The 15,984-nt window shown below is 48.0% G+C and carries 12 protein-coding genes (1 of these 12 only partly in view); 6 read left to right on the top strand and 6 right to left on the bottom strand.

Going from position 1 to position 15,984, the window contains the following annotated elements; genetic code table 11:
• Window positions 1-3,650, top strand: the 3' portion of a protein-coding gene (locus Pan161_RS13160) for an ATP-binding protein (RefSeq protein ID WP_145227657.1). It extends 295 nt beyond the left edge of the window; only the last 3,650 of its 3,945 coding nucleotides appear in the window; its start codon lies off the left edge, out of view; it ends in the stop codon at window positions 3,648-3,650.
• 41 nt (window positions 3,651-3,691) lie between these two features.
• Here the strand turns inward: Pan161_RS13160 and Pan161_RS13155 are convergent, their stop codons facing one another.
• Entirely contained in the window at window positions 3,692-4,435 is a 744-nt protein-coding gene (locus Pan161_RS13155) for a hypothetical protein (RefSeq protein WP_145227655.1), read from the bottom strand.
• Between the two features lie 234 nt (window positions 4,436-4,669).
• Here Pan161_RS13155 and Pan161_RS13150 point away from each other — a divergent pair, with 234 nt between their 5' ends.
• Complete coding sequence (locus Pan161_RS13150) at window positions 4,670-4,834, top strand: twin-arginine translocation signal domain-containing protein (protein WP_232103726.1); 165 nt, start codon at window positions 4,670-4,672, stop codon at window positions 4,832-4,834.
• Window positions 4,835-4,874: 40 nt separating this feature from the next.
• Here the strand turns inward: Pan161_RS13150 and Pan161_RS13145 are convergent.
• Window positions 4,875-6,034, bottom strand: a protein-coding gene (locus tag Pan161_RS13145; protein ID WP_390620736.1) for an IS3 family transposase whose coding sequence is annotated in 2 segments (ribosomal slippage) — window positions 4,875-5,752 and window positions 5,752-6,034 — 1,161 coding nt in all. Because the reading frame shifts where the segments join, the coding sequence is not laid out codon by codon here.
• A gap of 73 nt (window positions 6,035-6,107) precedes the next feature.
• On the opposite strand from Pan161_RS13145, the gene Pan161_RS13140 reads away from it, so the two are divergent.
• Both Pan161_RS13140 and Pan161_RS13135 read left to right on the top strand, forming a co-directional pair.
• The gene (locus Pan161_RS13140; RefSeq protein ID WP_315851563.1) at window positions 6,108-7,274 is read left to right on the top strand and encodes a Gfo/Idh/MocA family protein; all 1,167 of its coding nucleotides are present in this window, start codon (window positions 6,108-6,110) and stop codon (window positions 7,272-7,274) included.
• A 190-nt stretch (window positions 7,275-7,464) separates the two neighbouring features.
• Window positions 7,465-7,968: a hypothetical protein gene (locus Pan161_RS13135; protein ID WP_145227653.1), complete on the top strand. Its 504-nt coding sequence runs from the start codon at window positions 7,465-7,467 to the stop codon at window positions 7,966-7,968.
• On the opposite strand, the gene Pan161_RS30550 is transcribed toward Pan161_RS13135, so the two are convergent.
• A complete protein-coding gene (locus Pan161_RS30550; protein ID WP_197995859.1) occupies window positions 7,949-8,086 on the bottom strand; it encodes a hypothetical protein in 138 nt (45 codons plus the stop codon). The two genes, Pan161_RS13135 and Pan161_RS30550, sit on opposite strands and share 20 nt — an antisense overlap.
• 301 nt (window positions 8,087-8,387) lie before the next feature.
• Between Pan161_RS30550 and Pan161_RS13130 the strand changes: the two genes are divergently transcribed.
• Together Pan161_RS13130 and Pan161_RS13125 are read left to right on the top strand one after the other, a co-directional pair.
• A complete protein-coding gene (locus Pan161_RS13130) occupies window positions 8,388-8,963 on the top strand; it encodes a 3'-5' exonuclease (RefSeq protein WP_145227651.1) in 576 nt (191 codons plus the stop codon).
• Between the two features lie 418 nt (window positions 8,964-9,381).
• Window positions 9,382-10,362: a DUF1559 family PulG-like putative transporter gene (locus Pan161_RS13125; protein WP_145227649.1), complete on the top strand. Its 981-nt coding sequence runs from the start codon at window positions 9,382-9,384 to the stop codon at window positions 10,360-10,362.
• A gap of 11 nt (window positions 10,363-10,373) precedes the next feature.
• On the opposite strand, the gene epmA is transcribed toward Pan161_RS13125, so the two are convergent.
• From epmA to Pan161_RS13110, 3 genes are read right to left on the bottom strand one after another with little or no spacing between them, the layout of a single operon-like run.
• Window positions 10,374-11,420, bottom strand: coding sequence for an EF-P lysine aminoacylase EpmA (epmA, locus tag Pan161_RS13120; RefSeq protein WP_145227646.1), 1,047 nt, complete (start codon window positions 11,418-11,420; stop codon window positions 10,374-10,376).
• Window positions 11,417-11,890: a DUF1499 domain-containing protein gene (locus Pan161_RS13115; RefSeq protein WP_145227644.1), complete on the bottom strand. Its 474-nt coding sequence runs from the start codon at window positions 11,888-11,890 to the stop codon at window positions 11,417-11,419. Before Pan161_RS13115 ends, epmA begins: the two co-directional genes overlap by 4 nt.
• A 44-nt stretch (window positions 11,891-11,934) precedes the next feature.
• Window positions 11,935-15,696 (bottom strand): hypothetical protein, encoded by a 3,762-nt coding sequence (locus Pan161_RS13110; protein WP_145227642.1) that lies wholly within the window; start codon window positions 15,694-15,696, stop codon window positions 11,935-11,937.
• Window positions 15,697-15,984: the final 288 nt, after the last annotated feature.

The raw sequence follows: 15,984 nt of genomic DNA, 5'->3' as shown, positions 1-15,984 counted from the left end.
AATCAGTTCGAGCACATCAATTTGGTGGGATTCATAGAAATGAAATATTTGCTGAGAAACCGCCAATATTTGAATATGTCTGTGAAGCACCACTTGTGATATTTGAAGGTGATAATGGTGCTGGTAAATCTTCAGTTCTTTCAGCAATCTGTTGGTGTTTAACGGGCTATATCTATCGAGCACAAAAACAACCAGAGATGGGACTAGATCATTTCGACGTTAGCACAGTGGTAGATATTGAACAGGATGAAGATCCAATAATTCATCAAATCGCAAAAATCACTCCAATACCTTCTTCTCAAGTCTTAGCAAGCCTGGATGACTTACAAGTACCAATTGATACATGGGTAGAATTAAAATTTGAAACTAAAGAAGAAAGAGAAGTTACTGTAAGAAGATCAATTACTAGAAAAAAGCGGTCTAAAAAAATAGAGGAAAGCGTAACTGGACTAAAAGAGCTCGGTTTAATGCCAATAGCTGCTCAAATTGGAACGAGAATGACGGGGCAGATACCTTTCTTACAACTTAATGAGAAAAGTGATTTAAGTGATGCAATTGCTGATTTAACTGGATTAAGTCCTTTAAAAGATTTAGTAACTCATGCCCAAAAAACGAAGTCTAAACTCGATAAGGACTTGCCAAAAGATCGGGACATTGAAATAGAAAATATTGATGAAGAGTACCAGAAAGAACGCGATCAATTAGCGGAGCATTTCAATAGACACTCAGAATTATTTAATGGATGTGAAATTCCCCACCCTTCATCTAAAGAGTGTGCGGTGACTCTTCTTCAATTGAAACAGCAATTTATTGATTCACAAAGTCAACTATTGAGAGGTGCAGTAGATGTACTTGGAGAAGGATATAATCCTGATAATCAAACGCAAATAAATGATTTAGTTGACAATATAGGGCCTGCGATTTCTTTATTAAAATATAAGGAAGATAAAAGACATCTTCCGAGTTTAAACGAACTCTTCTCGCTCGCTGCAATACAAGAAGAGGAAGTGAATGCCATATCGCTCTTCTTAGATGATGTTCTTAAACAATCTTCTGAATTAGAAAAATTATCATCTAGTCAAGAATTAGATGGTCGAGTACGTTTATATGCCAAACTGGGCTCTTGGGTTAGAGATCAAGAGGGGAGATACGAACTTTTCGAAGAGTGTCCTGTTTGTGAAACGAATATCAAAGATAAGAAAGATCATGTTGTAGACGATTTGATATTAGACCAAATCGAAAAGTATATAGAAAAAGATTCATATCACTTAGAACAGTCTATAGAGCAGTGGGGCAAGTATTCTACAAAATCTATACGAGCAGATTTTGGAGCTATATCTAAAAAGGTTGATACCAAATTACCCAATGCTCCATCGGAAATGATTTCAAATGCACTCGTTAACGAGTTATTTGAAAATAATGTATTCTCAGATTCACTGTCTCCATTAAAAAAAGTGGTATCAAGATTATGTCAAATTCATTTACCAAAATTAAGACCATTTGTTGAGCCAGATTATCCTGAATTATCTAACAAGATATTGCCTGAAAAAAACACTCTTCGACAATGTGTTATTCAGGTGTATAAAATTCTCAAGTTTAGAGAATGGAAAAAGCAAAATTCAAATGAAATAACACAAGTTTTAGATTTGATAATTGGTTGTGAAGACCAAAGCCAAATGAATTCTTCGACAGATGATACAGAAGAATCACCTTTATTAAAAAAGTTACTGACTCTAAAGGGATTGGTTACTAATCAGGAACCTTTGCAAATCGCAATGAACTATCTTGACAGGCTCCTTAAGCTAAATACTAGTCGTCAGGAAAAGGAATCGAAAAAAAAACATTATTCTGAGGCGTCAACAGCGATTTCTGAATTATTTAATCTAAGTGTTCTTGTTGCTCATCAAGTAGATTCAGTGATGAAAAATCTATCTGAGAATACATCGATCTTTAAAGATCTTATATATATTCCGGCCTACACAAGCGCACCTCGTGTTGATTCTACTGAAGTAAGTGAAAAAGGAAATTTAATAATTCATGCACAATTTAGTGGGACAAGAGCAGAGGCGCATCATTTTTGTAATGCATCTGATATTCGTGCGACATTAATTGCTTTAGTGTTTTCACTCTGGAAACATTTACGAGAAACTACAAATTCACTTTCGCTATTTTTATTTGATGATATTCAGGAATTATTTGATCCAATTAATAAATGGCGATTAGCACAGTCAATGACAAAAATGGTTCGTGAGGATGCAAGAGTTATCCTCACAACCAATGATCAGGGGTTTGCAAATGACGTTTTTAGTTCTGCAGAGGGGATCGAAGTTGATCATCGGCAAGTTTTGCCTGCAAAAGCAAATCATCAGATTATAGCTTTAAATAGATCAATTACATTGATACACAAAAAAAGAAAGGAGTTCGATGATAATAAAGACAGTCATGAACATGCCCGGGAGTATGTTAAGGAATTAAGGACCTATTTCGAATGTAGCTTTAAGGACTTCTTCGAGGTACCTGTAAATGATCTTCCCCCAAAATCGACTTATGCAGATTATCATCAAGCAATTCGAAGCAGAGTGAATTCTGGTTTTGATGGTTTTTCAAGTAAAGTGTTTTCCGAGCTTGCTCAAGACACTACTTTACAGGTGGGAAGTGATGTGTATAAGTTGATGAATAGGGCACATCACAGAGATGTTGAGACGATATCCTATTCCGAAGTTTTTAGGGTAAAGAATGATTTAAGACGAATTACTAACTTGGTTAAAGATGCGCATGAAGAATATGAGAGGTGGCTTCGGAGAGATCCACCTCTTCAGAAAATAAACGAAACCATTCTTGAATTAGATAAAATTGATTTCAAATTACATGTCCCGCTAATAGCTTCACTGGCAGCATCAGATGGGAATAGATTAAATGAGAGAGAAAAAGGCCCCGATGAATTCTATTCTCCCGATTGGTTGAGTAGTCATACTATCTTTTTTAATAAATCTGATAATATGGGATTCGCTGCAAGTCCAAGCACACGATTATTGGTTGAGGCTAGTAATTCGATTCCTGAGGATCAAAGTTGGGTTGTTGCAAAGCATCAGGAAAGGTACTTGGTTAGAAGAGTTGTTTATACTGCAAATCATTATGAGATGGTAACTTTGATTGGGGAGTCTAGTGATCCCAAACGCCGATGTCCTCCTCTTCATTTAAGAAAGGACGAGGTATTGTTATTTAAAGTGGTTGGCGTATTGTTAGATGATTCGCCAGATTACAGAAAAACAAACTCTGATGCTCTTCCTGATGAGAAGTGTAGAATTTTGGAAAAAGTTGAAAAAGCATTTGTTGTGGAAGGTACAAGTGCATTACCCTTGGCTCTGGAAGGACAGTTGTTGCTAGGAGGTAAAAATGTATTACCATCTGAATTCCATAATAATGAGGGGCGCATAGTAGGCTTGGGGACGAGTGAAGGAAATTTTTTAAAACGAGTAGGAAAGTCGTTAAACCTGCCTAATGGAGACCATTTACGACAGTTTGATTCGATTGGTGGGATAGGAAAATCTTTCATTTTAAGAACTGAAGAGTTAGAAGAAGATCCCTATCATGCGATACCTTTAATTGAAACTGCTACGGAAATTTTGGGTGTTATTTATGAGGATTGAATTGATTACAAATTGAGTTATGCAGTTCACTGAAATGAACTTTACCGTCCTGCCTTCTCATATCGTGCCATCGTCCGCTCGGCATTCAGAGCCTGCAAACGGGGCAGCGCGGATTGAAACAGTCTCTCTGCTTCTTCCATTTCTCCCAGTTCCGCCAGGGCAATCGCGGCATAGGCGCGGCTGATGTCTGAATACAGGCGGGCAAACGGCTGGCTGGAAAGATACGGTTTGAGACCGTTTTCGACTTCCACGAACTGATAAAAGGCGAGCCGGGCATGTCCCAGGTTCAGTTCGAGTTGTCCTTTGGATAAGGGGACCAGTAACAGCAGCAGATCGCTGAGAGGCCGGGACTCCGCCTCCTCAATCAACTGGTGAGCCAGTTGTAGATCCAGATTCAGTTTGAGCAGCGTATTTGCGTAGCCCAGTTTCAGCGCACTGTTATCTGGCGCCAATTCAGAAGCCTGCCTGCGGAGCTCCAGGCACTGTTCCCACTGGTCGTCATTTTCATATATTTCTGCGAGACGCGCGAGATACATCCAGCGGGGGATTTGCGGGTCGTCCGCCAGTGGTTCCATGATTTTCAGGGCTTCGTCCAGTCTGCCCAGCCCCGCCAGGCAAGCTGCTTCCCGCCCCTTCGCTTCAATCGGTGGTAAATACTTACGTGCTTTAGGAAGCCGCTGCAGAACCTCGTTCCATCTCCCCCAGTAAAAGTCTTCCTGTATCTGATTGAATTGACGGGATGGTGAGAACAGAGTGATAAATAAGGAAATACGAACGATTATCAAACAGGCGCAACAGAAAGGCTGGCAACCAGAAGAGACCGGACCGGCGTTTGTCCTCGAACTTGAAAATCAAACGTGGTTTTCTACATAAACCGTCGTGGCAGTCAGCTTTTCTGATTCACTACACGCTCCCTCTGCCTGTTGAATCCGCCCTTGTTCTAGACATCCCGTCTTTTCTCTGTCATGCTGAATAGTAGCGATAATCTGTTACATGCATGCATTCCGGAGACGATTCCAATGAGCGAGAAGAGCGAGCAGCATTCCCCCAACGAAGACAAATCTGTTTCGCGCAGGAGCTTTCTTCAGCAGGCAGGAACAGTGACTGCGGCGGGGTTGGCTGTGGCGCCTGCGGTCTGGGCTGGTGCTGGAAACAATGCTGACACACTGCGCGTGGGGCTGTGACCTGCCTTAAAAACCTGTACCAGGTCTTATGAAGGTTGGTTTAGGTAATTTCGCTGTGCAGTTGGAATGAGGGCGCAGCCCGATTGGAAACTGCACAGCGACTCGCAAACTCTGCCGGGGTGACGTATCCCAGCGAACTGTGTGGGCGTTGCCCGTTGTAATCTTCCCACCAGGCAACTGTCAGCCTGCGGGCCGTTAGCAGACTCTCAAACTCTTCGACTGCCAGGAACTCATCCCGGAAACGACTGTTGAAACTTTCCGCATAACCGTTTTCCCAGGGAGCCCCCGGCTCAATATACAACGAGTTGATCTCCAGTTGACTCAACCAACGCTGAATCGCTTTGGAGATGAATTCCGGACCGTTGTCACTCCGGATACACTGCGGCACTCCCCTGGAAGAAAACAGTTCGGCCAGTGAATCGATCACATCTTCGCTCCGAATACTTCGATCAACCTTCAATGATAAACATTCCCGGGTGAATTCATCAACAATGGAAAACCATTTCAGGGAACTGCCCGATGTGGTCCGGTCAAACACAAAGTCCCAGCACCAGACATGATCTTTCTGTTCTGGCCGCAGCAGGTGACAACCATTCCGGGAATCACCAAGCCTGCGCCGTTTTCTCTTCTTTTGAGGTACTTTCAGCCCTTCCCGACGCCACAAACGATACACGCGGGTAAAACTGGCCTGCCAGCCTTCCCGTTGTAACAGCCTGGCAATGCGGCGATAGCCGAATCGAGGCCGTGACCGTACCAGCTCATACATGCGCTTGACCAGGGACGGCTCATCACTGCGTGGGCTCGACTGGTAACGCTGAGTGGAACGTGGCTGATCCAGAGCCACACAGGCTCTCCGTTCAGAGACATGGAACTCACTCTGGATCGCGTTGACGGCGGCTCGTTTTCGGGAAGGGTTTACCAGTTTCCCTCCGAGATATATTTCAGCATTTTGTTATCCAGAGACAGATCGGCGACCAGTTCTTTCAGTCGCTTGTTCTCGTCTTCCAGTTGTTTGAGACGCTTGGCTTCTTCCGATTTCATGCCGCCGTACTGATTCCGCCAGCGCAAGTAAGTCGATTCACTGACCTCCAGGGTCTGCAGCACGGAAGCCAGGTCTTTACCGGCATTCAGCATCGCATCCGCATCACGCAGCTTGCGGACAATCTGCTCGGGGTTGTGACGTTTTCTTCGCTTGTTCATCAAAAGTTCTCCTCGTCAAAAGGACGCTAAGAACCTTCATAACAATTGGACCAGTTTTTGAAAAGCAGACCAGCTGATTGGCTGTGGTTCCCGTGGTTCCGGTGCCGCGGTGAATGCCATGCAGGCGGATCCGAATACACAGCTCGTGGCGCTGGCTGATGTCTTTGTTGACAAACTCAAAGCGAGTGCGGATCGGATTAAAAAAACGATCGGCAACCAGTACGCCGTTGATCCGAGTCAGGAATTCGTCGGCTTCGATGCCTGTGAAAAATTATTAAAGACCGACGTCGATGTGGTGCTGCTGACCACGCCCCCGCACTTTCGTCCCGCGCATCTGAAACAGGCGATCGCAGCCGGCAAACATGTCTTCGCCGAAAAACCGGTGGCCGTAGATGCACCCGGCGTGCGGTCGGTCATGGAAACCTGTCGCCTGGCCCGACAGAAACAGCTTTCAGTCATGTCGGGCCTGATGTTACGTTACAGCAAGGCCATGCAGGAAACGCTCAGCCGCATTCATGACGGTCAACTCGGTAAGATTGTGACCCTGCAGACCAACTACAACATCAATGGCCTCTGGTCACATCCCCGCAAGCCTGAGTGGAGTGACATGGAATGGCAGCTGCGCAACTGGTACTACTTCAGCTGGCTCTCGGGGGGACAACTGGTGGAGCAGCACGTGCATGGGCTCGACCTGATGTCCTGGGTTATGCAGAATGAATATCCCGTTCAATGTTTCGGTCTGGGGGGCCGGCAGTCGCGTACCGATCCGCTGTATGGCCACATCTTTGATCATCATGCCATCTGTTATGAATACAGCGGCGGACAACGCTGTTTTGCTTTCTGTCGCCAGCAGCATGGCACGGACATCGATACGTCTCAACTGGTGTTCGGCGAAAAGGGAACCGCCGACTTGAATCGGAATACGCTCAGCGGTGCGAAAACCTGGCGTTACAGCCGGGCCCGCGGTCGTGACAGAAACGGAACCCAGGATCTGCCTTATGTGCAGGAACACGCGGCCCTGTTTAACAGTATTCGTACTGAGACGCCCCTCTGCAATGGTGAGTACGCTGCGAAAAGTTCGCTGATGGCCATCATGGGGCGCATGGCCTCGTACACGGGAAAAAATGTGACCTGGGACGAAGCCTGGAATTCTAAAGAAGACCTGACGCCACCGGAATACACGTTCGGTCCGGTGAGCGTCGCCCCTGTGGCTCAGCCCGGCAAAACCCGGTTTTTTTAACGGCACGACCAAATTTCTGTTATTAATCCGTGATGTTTCTTACTGAATTCCGCCTGAATCAATGGCTGCCGGTTTTCCTCGTAACAGGGGATCAGCCAGTCTGGAAGTCCAAAATACTGGATGGCGTTGCACCCGGAGATCCTCCGATCTCAAAACTCAGGTTCCTGTTTAAATCGGTAAGGTAACATTGATGAATCTCACGGAACGCAAGCCGACGTTTATCCGGTGGTACCAGTCGTTGATGGCTATCCCCCGGAAGCCTTACATCGCTTTTCTGGTGGCAGCGGTCATCGCAACATCAATTGTGCTTGTGACCCTGATGCTGGCTTGGTCCACTTTCACGTCGGTTCTGCTTTTTTTGTTCGTTCCGCTCTGGTTGCCGGTGGTGGCGGGAGACCTGGCTCTCATGTCCTGGACTGAGAAAGAGCGCCCGTTTCGCCCCTCACTTGTGCTGCGTCTGCTCATCCTGACGCTGATCATGGAGGGGGTCTATCACTTCAACCATTACACAAATCCTCCTGCAAAACCACCTCATTCGTCGTTCAATGAAGAAACAATGAACCAGGTGCTGTTTATGAGCCTCTGGGGGGCTCAGTGTGTGCTGCTGCTCATTCTCGAACCGGGGTTGCGCTGGTGGCAGCGTCGGCGACTGGGAGACAACACCGATTCCTTCTTCAGCCATCCTCTGTCTTGAGTTTTTCCTGCAGTTGCGCTACATCCTGTTTCAGTTTGCGGATGCGCTGATTATTCCTGCGGACGTGATAGATCAGAGAATACAGGACAAAAAACACCAGGACCTGGAAAAACACCATGATCAGTTCCCGTCTGTGGTTCAGGCGAAGAGGAAAAAAAGTGAATGCCGGCGCTGAGCAAGTGAACGCAGATAATGTCAAAAAGGATCAAACCGTTTGAGTCATTCTGGTCTGCCATCCTGTTTCAGCTTCCACCCGCAGCAGATCGCTGAAACTCAGGCAGTGTTTCTGCGTCAACAATTCTGTCAGGCTATTGAGGCGGTATTGACTGAGCGAACCCTGTCTCGTTAAAAAATGTCATAGAGAAAATGAAATGAAAAATCGTTGAGAAGCGATGCAGGACTTCTTTAAGAAAGTAGCTATGAATCAAATTCAGAAATCGTTACAGGACCACCAGTATTATTTAATCATTGATCTGGAAGCGACCTGTTGTAACCAGCGTTCGTTTCCCCGCAATCAGATGGAGATCATTGAGATTGGAGCCGTCATGGTGGCGCGGAAGGGGCTGGCGGTGGTCGATGAGTTTCAGACATTCATCCAGCCGGTCAGAAATCCGCAGCTGACGGCATTTTGCAGGGAACTGACATCCATTCGACAGGCAGACGTTGATCAGGCGCCGCAGTTTCCTGCTGCTTTGGAATCACTCCAGGCCTGGCTCACTCTCTTTGCAGACTACCTGTTCTGTTCGTGGGGCGACTATGATCAATCGCAGTTTGAACAAGACTGTCACTACCATGGACTGGCTTACCCGTTTCCCGCTGCGCATCTGAATCTCAAAAAACAGTTTTCCATCACGCAGGGGTACAAAAAGCGATTTGGAATGGCGGGTGCATTGCAGAAAGCCGGGATCCCCCTGCAGGGCACCCATCATCGCGGCATTGATGATGCCCGGAACATGGCGAAACTGATGCCCTGGATTATCAGCGGCAGCCCCTAAATGTGGTTTTTAGAAAAATCTCCGTAAAAAACAGACAAATCTCGTAAGAAACAGGATCAAACTGTATGCTATGATTCCCTCGCTACAGCCAGCAAAACGCAGTAGTGACGTCGGCTCCGTATCCGTTAGAGAGGGAGTCGAGACCCGTATTCAAAAAGCCACAGCGTGCCAGTTCAGTTTAAAAAAAAGGCTGAAGTTCAGGCATTGTTTGCGTTTAGCCGAATCTTGGTTTACAATAATCTGTTTACAGGTTCTGGACAAAACTACCGGTGGAAAAGTTAATTCCTAATTGACTTCTACGCCGCCAGTAGGGAAAATATAAGCAAATTCAGGTCCTTTCGTTAACGAATTTAAAAACCCGATCCCGTCATCAAAGCATCAGGCTGGGGTAGCGACATTCACATTCAGGGAGTTATCGATGCGCAACTTCGTACCAGATTCCAAGCACTCATCCCGTCGCGGATTTACTTTGATTGAGCTCCTGGTGGTGATGGCCATTATCGCGCTGCTGGCAGCCATGCTGCTGCCAGCCATTCAACGGGCTCGTGAAAGCGCCCGGCGGACGCAGTGTATCAATAACCTGAAGCAGATCAGTCTGGCTGCCCATAACTATGCGAACTCGTTCCGTTGTTTCCCCTCGGGGTGGATCGAAGCGTTACCTATCGTCAATGGTGCGCCAACAGACGGTCCCCAAAATGCAAATGTTGCCTTCAGCGAAGATGTCATGATCCCCGTGTATGGCAACAGCGGCGCAAACCAGTTTCGGCTGGTGGAATGGGAACTCTCTCCCTGGTGGGGCTGGCAGTCTTTGATCCTGGGTGAAATGAATCAGGGAAACGTCAATATTAATTACGATCTTTCCAAGTTCTCAACAGACAGTAAAACTGCCAGTACGACTCACATTGAAAGTTATCTCTGCCCGTCTGCATCGTTGCCTTCCAATCGCCCCCGTAATCTTGGTTATTCGAACTATCGTGGAGTGGGGGGATACGTGGAAGGATTCTCAACCCTGGCTCCTTACAGCGGCAATTTCAAAGGGGGCGTATTCGGCCCGAACAGTGGGACCAAATTTCGGGATATTCCCGACGGTGAATCCAATACCCTCCTGTTTGGTGAGTCGACCTTTGGTTTCTGGGCGGACAGTCATAGTTCCCTGGCGGGAAGTGTGACCAGTTCCAACGGGACCACCTACTTTGATGGTCGGAACTTTGATGGCACGCCTTATCAGACGTCCGCGGGCGCACCCTATCACATGACTTTCGGTTCCTGGCATGATGATGTGATCCATTTTGGTCTGGCAGATGGTTCCGCAAAGTCCATGGCAAAAAACATTGATACGAATCTGTTCCGCCAGTTGTGTGTGCGGAATGACGGCGAACGCATGAATGGCGAATGGTAATCGATTTCGCCTCAGGCACGTTCCACAGGGAAAGCAATCACTTCCTGAAGAGTCTGCTTTCCTAAAGCGAGCATAATCAATCGATCCAGGCCCAGCGCCGTGCCTGCACATGCAGGTAAACCTGCTTCCATTGCCTGCAGGAGATAGCTTTCCGCAGGCAACGCAGGTCGGCTTTCCTGTTTTCGGCTGTCTGACTGCTGTCTGATCCGCGTTCGCAGTTCGGCTGCGTCCGTCAGTTCATGGTAGCCGTTACAGATTTCAACGCCCTGCAGATAGAGCTCAAAACGCTCCGCAACCCCTTCCGGTCCGAGATCGTCCGCGTGTCGGATGCAGGCCAGAGCCGCTTGCCGGGCAGGGTAATCGTAGAGAAAGACGGCCCCTTTCTCGCGCAACGCCGGTTCAATCAGTTCCACCAGCAGCAGGTTCTGCCAGCTCAGGCAGTCGTTGACGTCAAAGACATCGGGAACCGAAACCTGACGCGCTCGGGCGACCTGCTGAAACTGCGCTGCCGTCGAATGTAATGCCGACAAACCGGCGAACTGTAAGAAAGCATCTTCGTAACTGAAACGTTCAAAAGGGATCTCTGGTAGCGACGGGCGCGCAGACTGATCCGAGATAGAAGCGGCCAGTTCGAATATCTGGCGGACCAGCGCTTCGACGAAGTTCATCTGGTCATGATGCGTTTCCCCCAGCCGATACCATTCCAGCATGGCGAATTCGGGGTTATGCATGGAGCCTCGCTCTGCCTGTCGGAACGCGTGTGTGATCTGATAAATCTGATCCGCGCCTGCCGTCAGCAACCGTTTCATTGCGAATTCCGGTGAGGTCTGTAGATAACGTATTTCCCCGGCAGCAGACGCTCCTTCAGTTGCGCACCATTCTGTCACAAACGGATCGATATAGGCGTCGACCACGGTATCGCGGGAGAGCAGGGGAGTTTCGACTTCCCAGTATCCCCGGGATTCAAAAAAAGTACGAATCGCGCGCAGCAGTTGGCTGCGTTGCTGCAGCGTTTCGATGGTTGCCGTGGGCAGATATTGGGAGTCGGACTGATTCATTTGTCGGAAGTGGAATGATCTTCGCGTGAAAATAATGTGCGAATGGTTTCGATTCGTTTCCGGTTCACACCCAGATCTGAATGGCCGATACGGGATGCGGAGCGGACCTGAATCACATTCTGACGGGAATCAAACAGAAACTCAACATCGTCCACAAATCGGAAGACCAATGAACGAAATTCGGCCCGCAGATAATCACCATCCTGGGCCACAACCTGACATCCCTGTTGCTGTTGGAGTACCTCCAGCAGACGCTGGCGGGCCTCAGCAGCCGTCCCTGTCAATTGCAGCGGGGCAATCTGATGCAGTTCGCTCTGGTCCTGCGAACAGACACAGTTAGGAGAATCAGGGCAGGGAGCGAGTTTGCCATTGATGGCACCCGGTTGAGTCGTGGGTTGAGACAGCCAGTTGACGCACAGAATCAGTGTGTAAGCGGCTAACAAAAAAGAGACGCACCAGAAAATCAACATGTTTCTAATACGTCTCCTGTGGGATTGGTCAGGCGGATTTGAGTTTATGGGTCTTGATCCAATTCTGAATCTGCAGCCTGTCGTTGTTCAGGCTCGTCTGGCTGTGGTTTGCATCCTGGTTTTTTAAACAGATCTTCTTTGAGAGATTGTAACTGTTCCTCTTCGGCTGACAACTGTTCCCACTGCTCAGAAAGTGAATCAACCTCATGATTCAAGGCCTCCAGAGAAAATTTCTGTTGTTCCGGCAAGTTTGCTGTCGGGACAGTCTGTTCTGCTGCTGCGGCCAGCTCTGACTCATCAGGGATTTTACATGAGAGTAAACTACGTGCTTCATTCCAGCCTCGCAGGAACTGGGCAGTGGAAGCAATCGTGACCGCCAGCGCCGCCCACTTGAAGATGCCCAGGCTGTTAGAACCCCAGAAAGCCTCTCCGAAGATGATCACAGTGAACAGGAGACAGAACCCGCTCAATATCCCTTTGAAGACTAAATCAGTCTTCTGGTGTTTAAGTGAGTGTCTGGCGATGGCCATGCGGGCAGAATAATTGGCGACATCCCGGAAGGAATTCATGGCGTTGCGGACGGCATCTTTATCCTGCAGATGAGCGGGTGCCTGATTGAGGGTTGCCAGCTTTTCTTCCATTGAGATGCTGGAATTCAATAAGGCTGTTTCTGACGTACTGTCGGCATGAGATTGTGAAGTGGGACCGGCTTGCGTTGCCGATTTATGACTGGCCTGCGTTTTAGAATTGGGCTTTGGTGCATTCGTAGAGCCGGATTTACCACGAGAGCGTGCCAGCAGCTGTTCCATATAGGATGCGATTGAGTTGGAATCTTCTGCCGCATCCAGTTCACTCTGATTCGGTGCATTTTCCGGGTCAGACTGCTGTTCAGTGAAGGATGAATCCGATTCGCACTCGGGTGGGGATTCCACAGCAGCCGTGTCGTTATTTTCTTTGAACAGGTCCAGCAGGCTGCTGGTTTTTAAAGGAGTTTTGGGTTCAGATTCGAGTTCGGATTCAGCATAGTCATTAATGAATGACTGCAGCAGAGACCCCGTGGCCTGAGGTTCCGATTCTGGTTCAGCGGGGAGGTTGTCTTCTTGATCACGCTCTTCAGGAAGAGTCTGCAACTCTGCTGAGTCAACAGGTTCAGAAGGGCTCTCAGGAGATGTCAAACCGACTTCGGCAAGCAGGCTTTCCCGCTCGGCAAGCTGCTGCTCACGAATTTCTAATATTCGTTCACGGTCATCCAGTTCTCCCCGGTCCTTTTCAAATTGAATCTGATTCGATTTCAGCTGTTCTCTCTGGCGTGCAATCTCTTCACGGTCAATGCTCAGCTGGTCATGATCCAGAGCCAATTTTTCTTTTTCGTGAGCCAGGTCTTCCAATGCGGTTTGCTGGTCGACGGCTTCTGGCTGTGACGTAAGAGATTCTGCTTCCCGATTTACTAATTGTTCTTCCCGTTGTTTCAGGTCTGTCTGTAACTGTTCGAGTTCGGTTCGCAGCTGTTCTAATTCTTCCTGTTGCTGTTGAAGTTCCGCCTGCTCGGCAGCAGTTGAATTTTCACTTTCTTCCGCTGGTTCAATTTGATCTGCCTGCGACAGCCGTTCCGCCTGGATTTCGGTGAATTCCTGTTCCCTGTCTGTCAGATCCGCTTCGCGCTCTTTGTATTCCTGCTCGCGGGCTGCAAGTTCTTCCCGCTGCCGTTCACAGGCGGTACGTTCCTGCTCAAGTTCTGATATTTGTTTTGAGAAATCGGTACGCTCTGTTTCCAGCTGTTCGCGAGCCTGTTCGAAATCAGCCAGTGATTCCTGGAACGCCGCCTGTTCCTGTTCTAATTCCTGTTTCTGTTCCGCAAGCGTGTCCTGTAAAGAATTCAGTTCGTCCCGTTGTGTTGTGAGCTGGCTTTCCCGCTCTGCAAAGGTCTGCTGTTCTTCCTGCAGTTTCTGCTGCTGATCCTGCAACTCTGCTTGAGCTGTTTTCAACTGTTCCTGATCGGCAGCCAGCTGCGTCTGGTCATTTTCAAGCTGTTCACGTTGCTGGTTCTGTGCCTTGAGTAACTCTTCTTGAGATGCATTTGCGGAGTTCAGACTGTCTGTAGAAATGGAGAGTTCAGTCTGTTTTGATTCCAGCTGTGTTTCCTGTTCTGCCAGCAGCTGTTCCCGTTGTTTCAGATCCTGCTTCTGAAGTTCAAATTCTGCCTGAAGCTGTTCCAGATTAGCTTGTTGTTCATTCAGCTGCAGTCGATCTGATTCCAGTTCATGCTGTTCCTGTTCCAGAGCCTGGCGTGCGTTTTCCCACTCACAATGTGTTTTATCGAACAGTAACTTCTGTTCTTCAAACTGGGTGGTCTGCTGGTTCAGTTCTTCGCGTTCTTCCTGCAGTTTTTGTTGTTCTGTTTCCAGCTCGGTGGTACGGGAAGATAGTTCGGACTGTAACTGATCCAGGCGATCCTGTTGTTCTGAAATGCTGTTCTGACGTAGAGAAATCTCAGCTTCCAGTTCTGTCTGAGCTGCGTGCTTCTGCTCTAATTCCGTCTGGAGTACCTGCGTTTCTTCCTGCTGTTCTGTCAGGGAATTCTGCTGGCTCTGGAGTTCGGTCTGCTGCTCTTCCAACTGCTGACGATTTTGTGCCAACAACTCCAGATCCTGCTGGAGCTGTTGCTGCTGTTGTTCCAGTTCCACCTGCTGTTCGCGTTGAACCGCCAGCGTCTGTTGTTCGGATTCGAGTGACTGTTGCTGGTTCTTCAGCTCCTGTTCCAGAGTCTGCAGTCGCTGCTGCTCTGTCTGCAGACCGAGTTCCCGTTCTAAGAGTCGATTTCGTTCTTCCAGTAACTGGCGTTCCAGTTCGATACAGGCCTGCTCAGCCTGTATTGTAGACTGGCTCTGCTGTTCCTGTTGCTGGATTGCTGCATCCAGATGTGCCTGTTCCGTTTCCAATTCTGCCTGGGAAGAACACCGTAATGTTTCCAGATCCAGCCAGGCATGGGCCAGTTGGTGTGATTCTTCAGAGAGTGCATTCTGTTTTGATACGAGCTCATTTTCAAAGCGGGTCAAGTGCTGATGCTGATGGGCAACCTGTTCCTGTCGTGAGAGCAGTTGCTCCTGCTCCTGTGAGATTTCTCCTTTGAGCAGGTCCAACTGTTGTAGTTTCTGATCCAGTTCCAGAATGGATTCGTCGAAAGACCGCGATGAGGCATCAAATTGAGGAGGCGGAGGGGCCTGAGCTATCTGCTGTCTCTCTTCTATCAGTTGCTGCTGCAATTGTGCCAGTTCAGATTCCTGCAACTGCATTTCCTTCTGCAGCTCCATCTGTTCTGTTTCAATCTGTTTGATCAGTTTCTGTCGTTCCTGCAGCGCGCTTTGAAATCGCGCGATTTCCTGCAGTTCCGCAGGGATTTCAATCTGCTCGTCAGTGTTTTCACTGGAAGCGTGATTTTCTTCTGGTGTTATTTCTGTCGCAGTGACCTGTTCGACAGATTCCACCTGGAATTCAATAGGGCCGATAAAAAATTTCGTACCGGCTGTCAGTCTGAGCTGGCGCACAGGTCGGTCATTGGACCAGATACGGGGATCGATCGCCTTCAGGATTGCATCGAACTCACCCACAATAATCCGGCAATGTTCTTCGGCGATGCCCGGGACCTGAATCTGGATCGGACAGCTGGAAGCCGAACCGATTTTGTATTCACCGGCGGTCAAGTTGAGCGGAGGCAGATGATGGGTCAAAGGCTGCAGCGAAACCTGGAGAGAAGACTCTCCGGTATTCTGAATGGTCTGCGCATGCGGGGATGATGTTGTTAACATCCTGATACTCCAAAAAATCGCGTAAATTGATTTTTGAATTTAGTCGGACAGCGTCCGTAATGACCAGAAACGTGTGAGATCAACAGTGATGATTCAAAAATGAAACAGAGTATTTCTACTGGCATATACCTTGGAAAACCGGGTCAGTCAAACTTTGGGTTCTGTCCGGTAGGAGGGATTTCTCTTAAATAGAAGTGTCGGGTGACTGGATACAAAAATACCGGTTGTAGCGGTCAAAAGTACGCTGGGATTTTTGAAAATGGGATGAAAATCAGACAATATTACTGA

This window comes from Gimesia algae (genome assembly GCF_007746795.1).
Lineage (GTDB): Bacteria > Planctomycetota > Planctomycetia > Planctomycetales > Planctomycetaceae > Gimesia > Gimesia algae.
This window is presented reverse-complemented; position numbering and strand designations above follow the sequence as displayed.

Excerpts from the sequence above, each read along its gene's own strand:
- Pan161_RS13150 (WP_232103726.1), top strand. The coding sequence starts at position 4,670 with ATGAGCGAGAAGAGCGAGCAGCATTCCCCCAACGAAGACAAATCTGTT.
- Pan161_RS13135 (WP_145227653.1), top strand. The coding sequence starts at position 7,465 with ATGAATCTCACGGAACGCAAGCCGACGTTTATCCGGTGGTACCAGTCG.
- Pan161_RS30550 (WP_197995859.1), bottom strand. The coding sequence starts at position 8,086 with ATGGTGTTTTTCCAGGTCCTGGTGTTTTTTGTCCTGTATTCTCTGATC.
- Pan161_RS13130 (WP_145227651.1), top strand. The coding sequence starts at position 8,388 with ATGAATCAAATTCAGAAATCGTTACAGGACCACCAGTATTATTTAATC.
- Pan161_RS13125 (WP_145227649.1), top strand. The coding sequence starts at position 9,382 with ATGCGCAACTTCGTACCAGATTCCAAGCACTCATCCCGTCGCGGATTT.
- epmA (WP_145227646.1), bottom strand. The coding sequence starts at position 11,420 with ATGAATCAGTCCGACTCCCAATATCTGCCCACGGCAACCATCGAAACG.
- Pan161_RS13115 (WP_145227644.1), bottom strand. The coding sequence starts at position 11,890 with ATGTTGATTTTCTGGTGCGTCTCTTTTTTGTTAGCCGCTTACACACTG.
- Pan161_RS13110 (WP_145227642.1), bottom strand. The coding sequence starts at position 15,696 with ATGTTAACAACATCATCCCCGCATGCGCAGACCATTCAGAATACCGGA.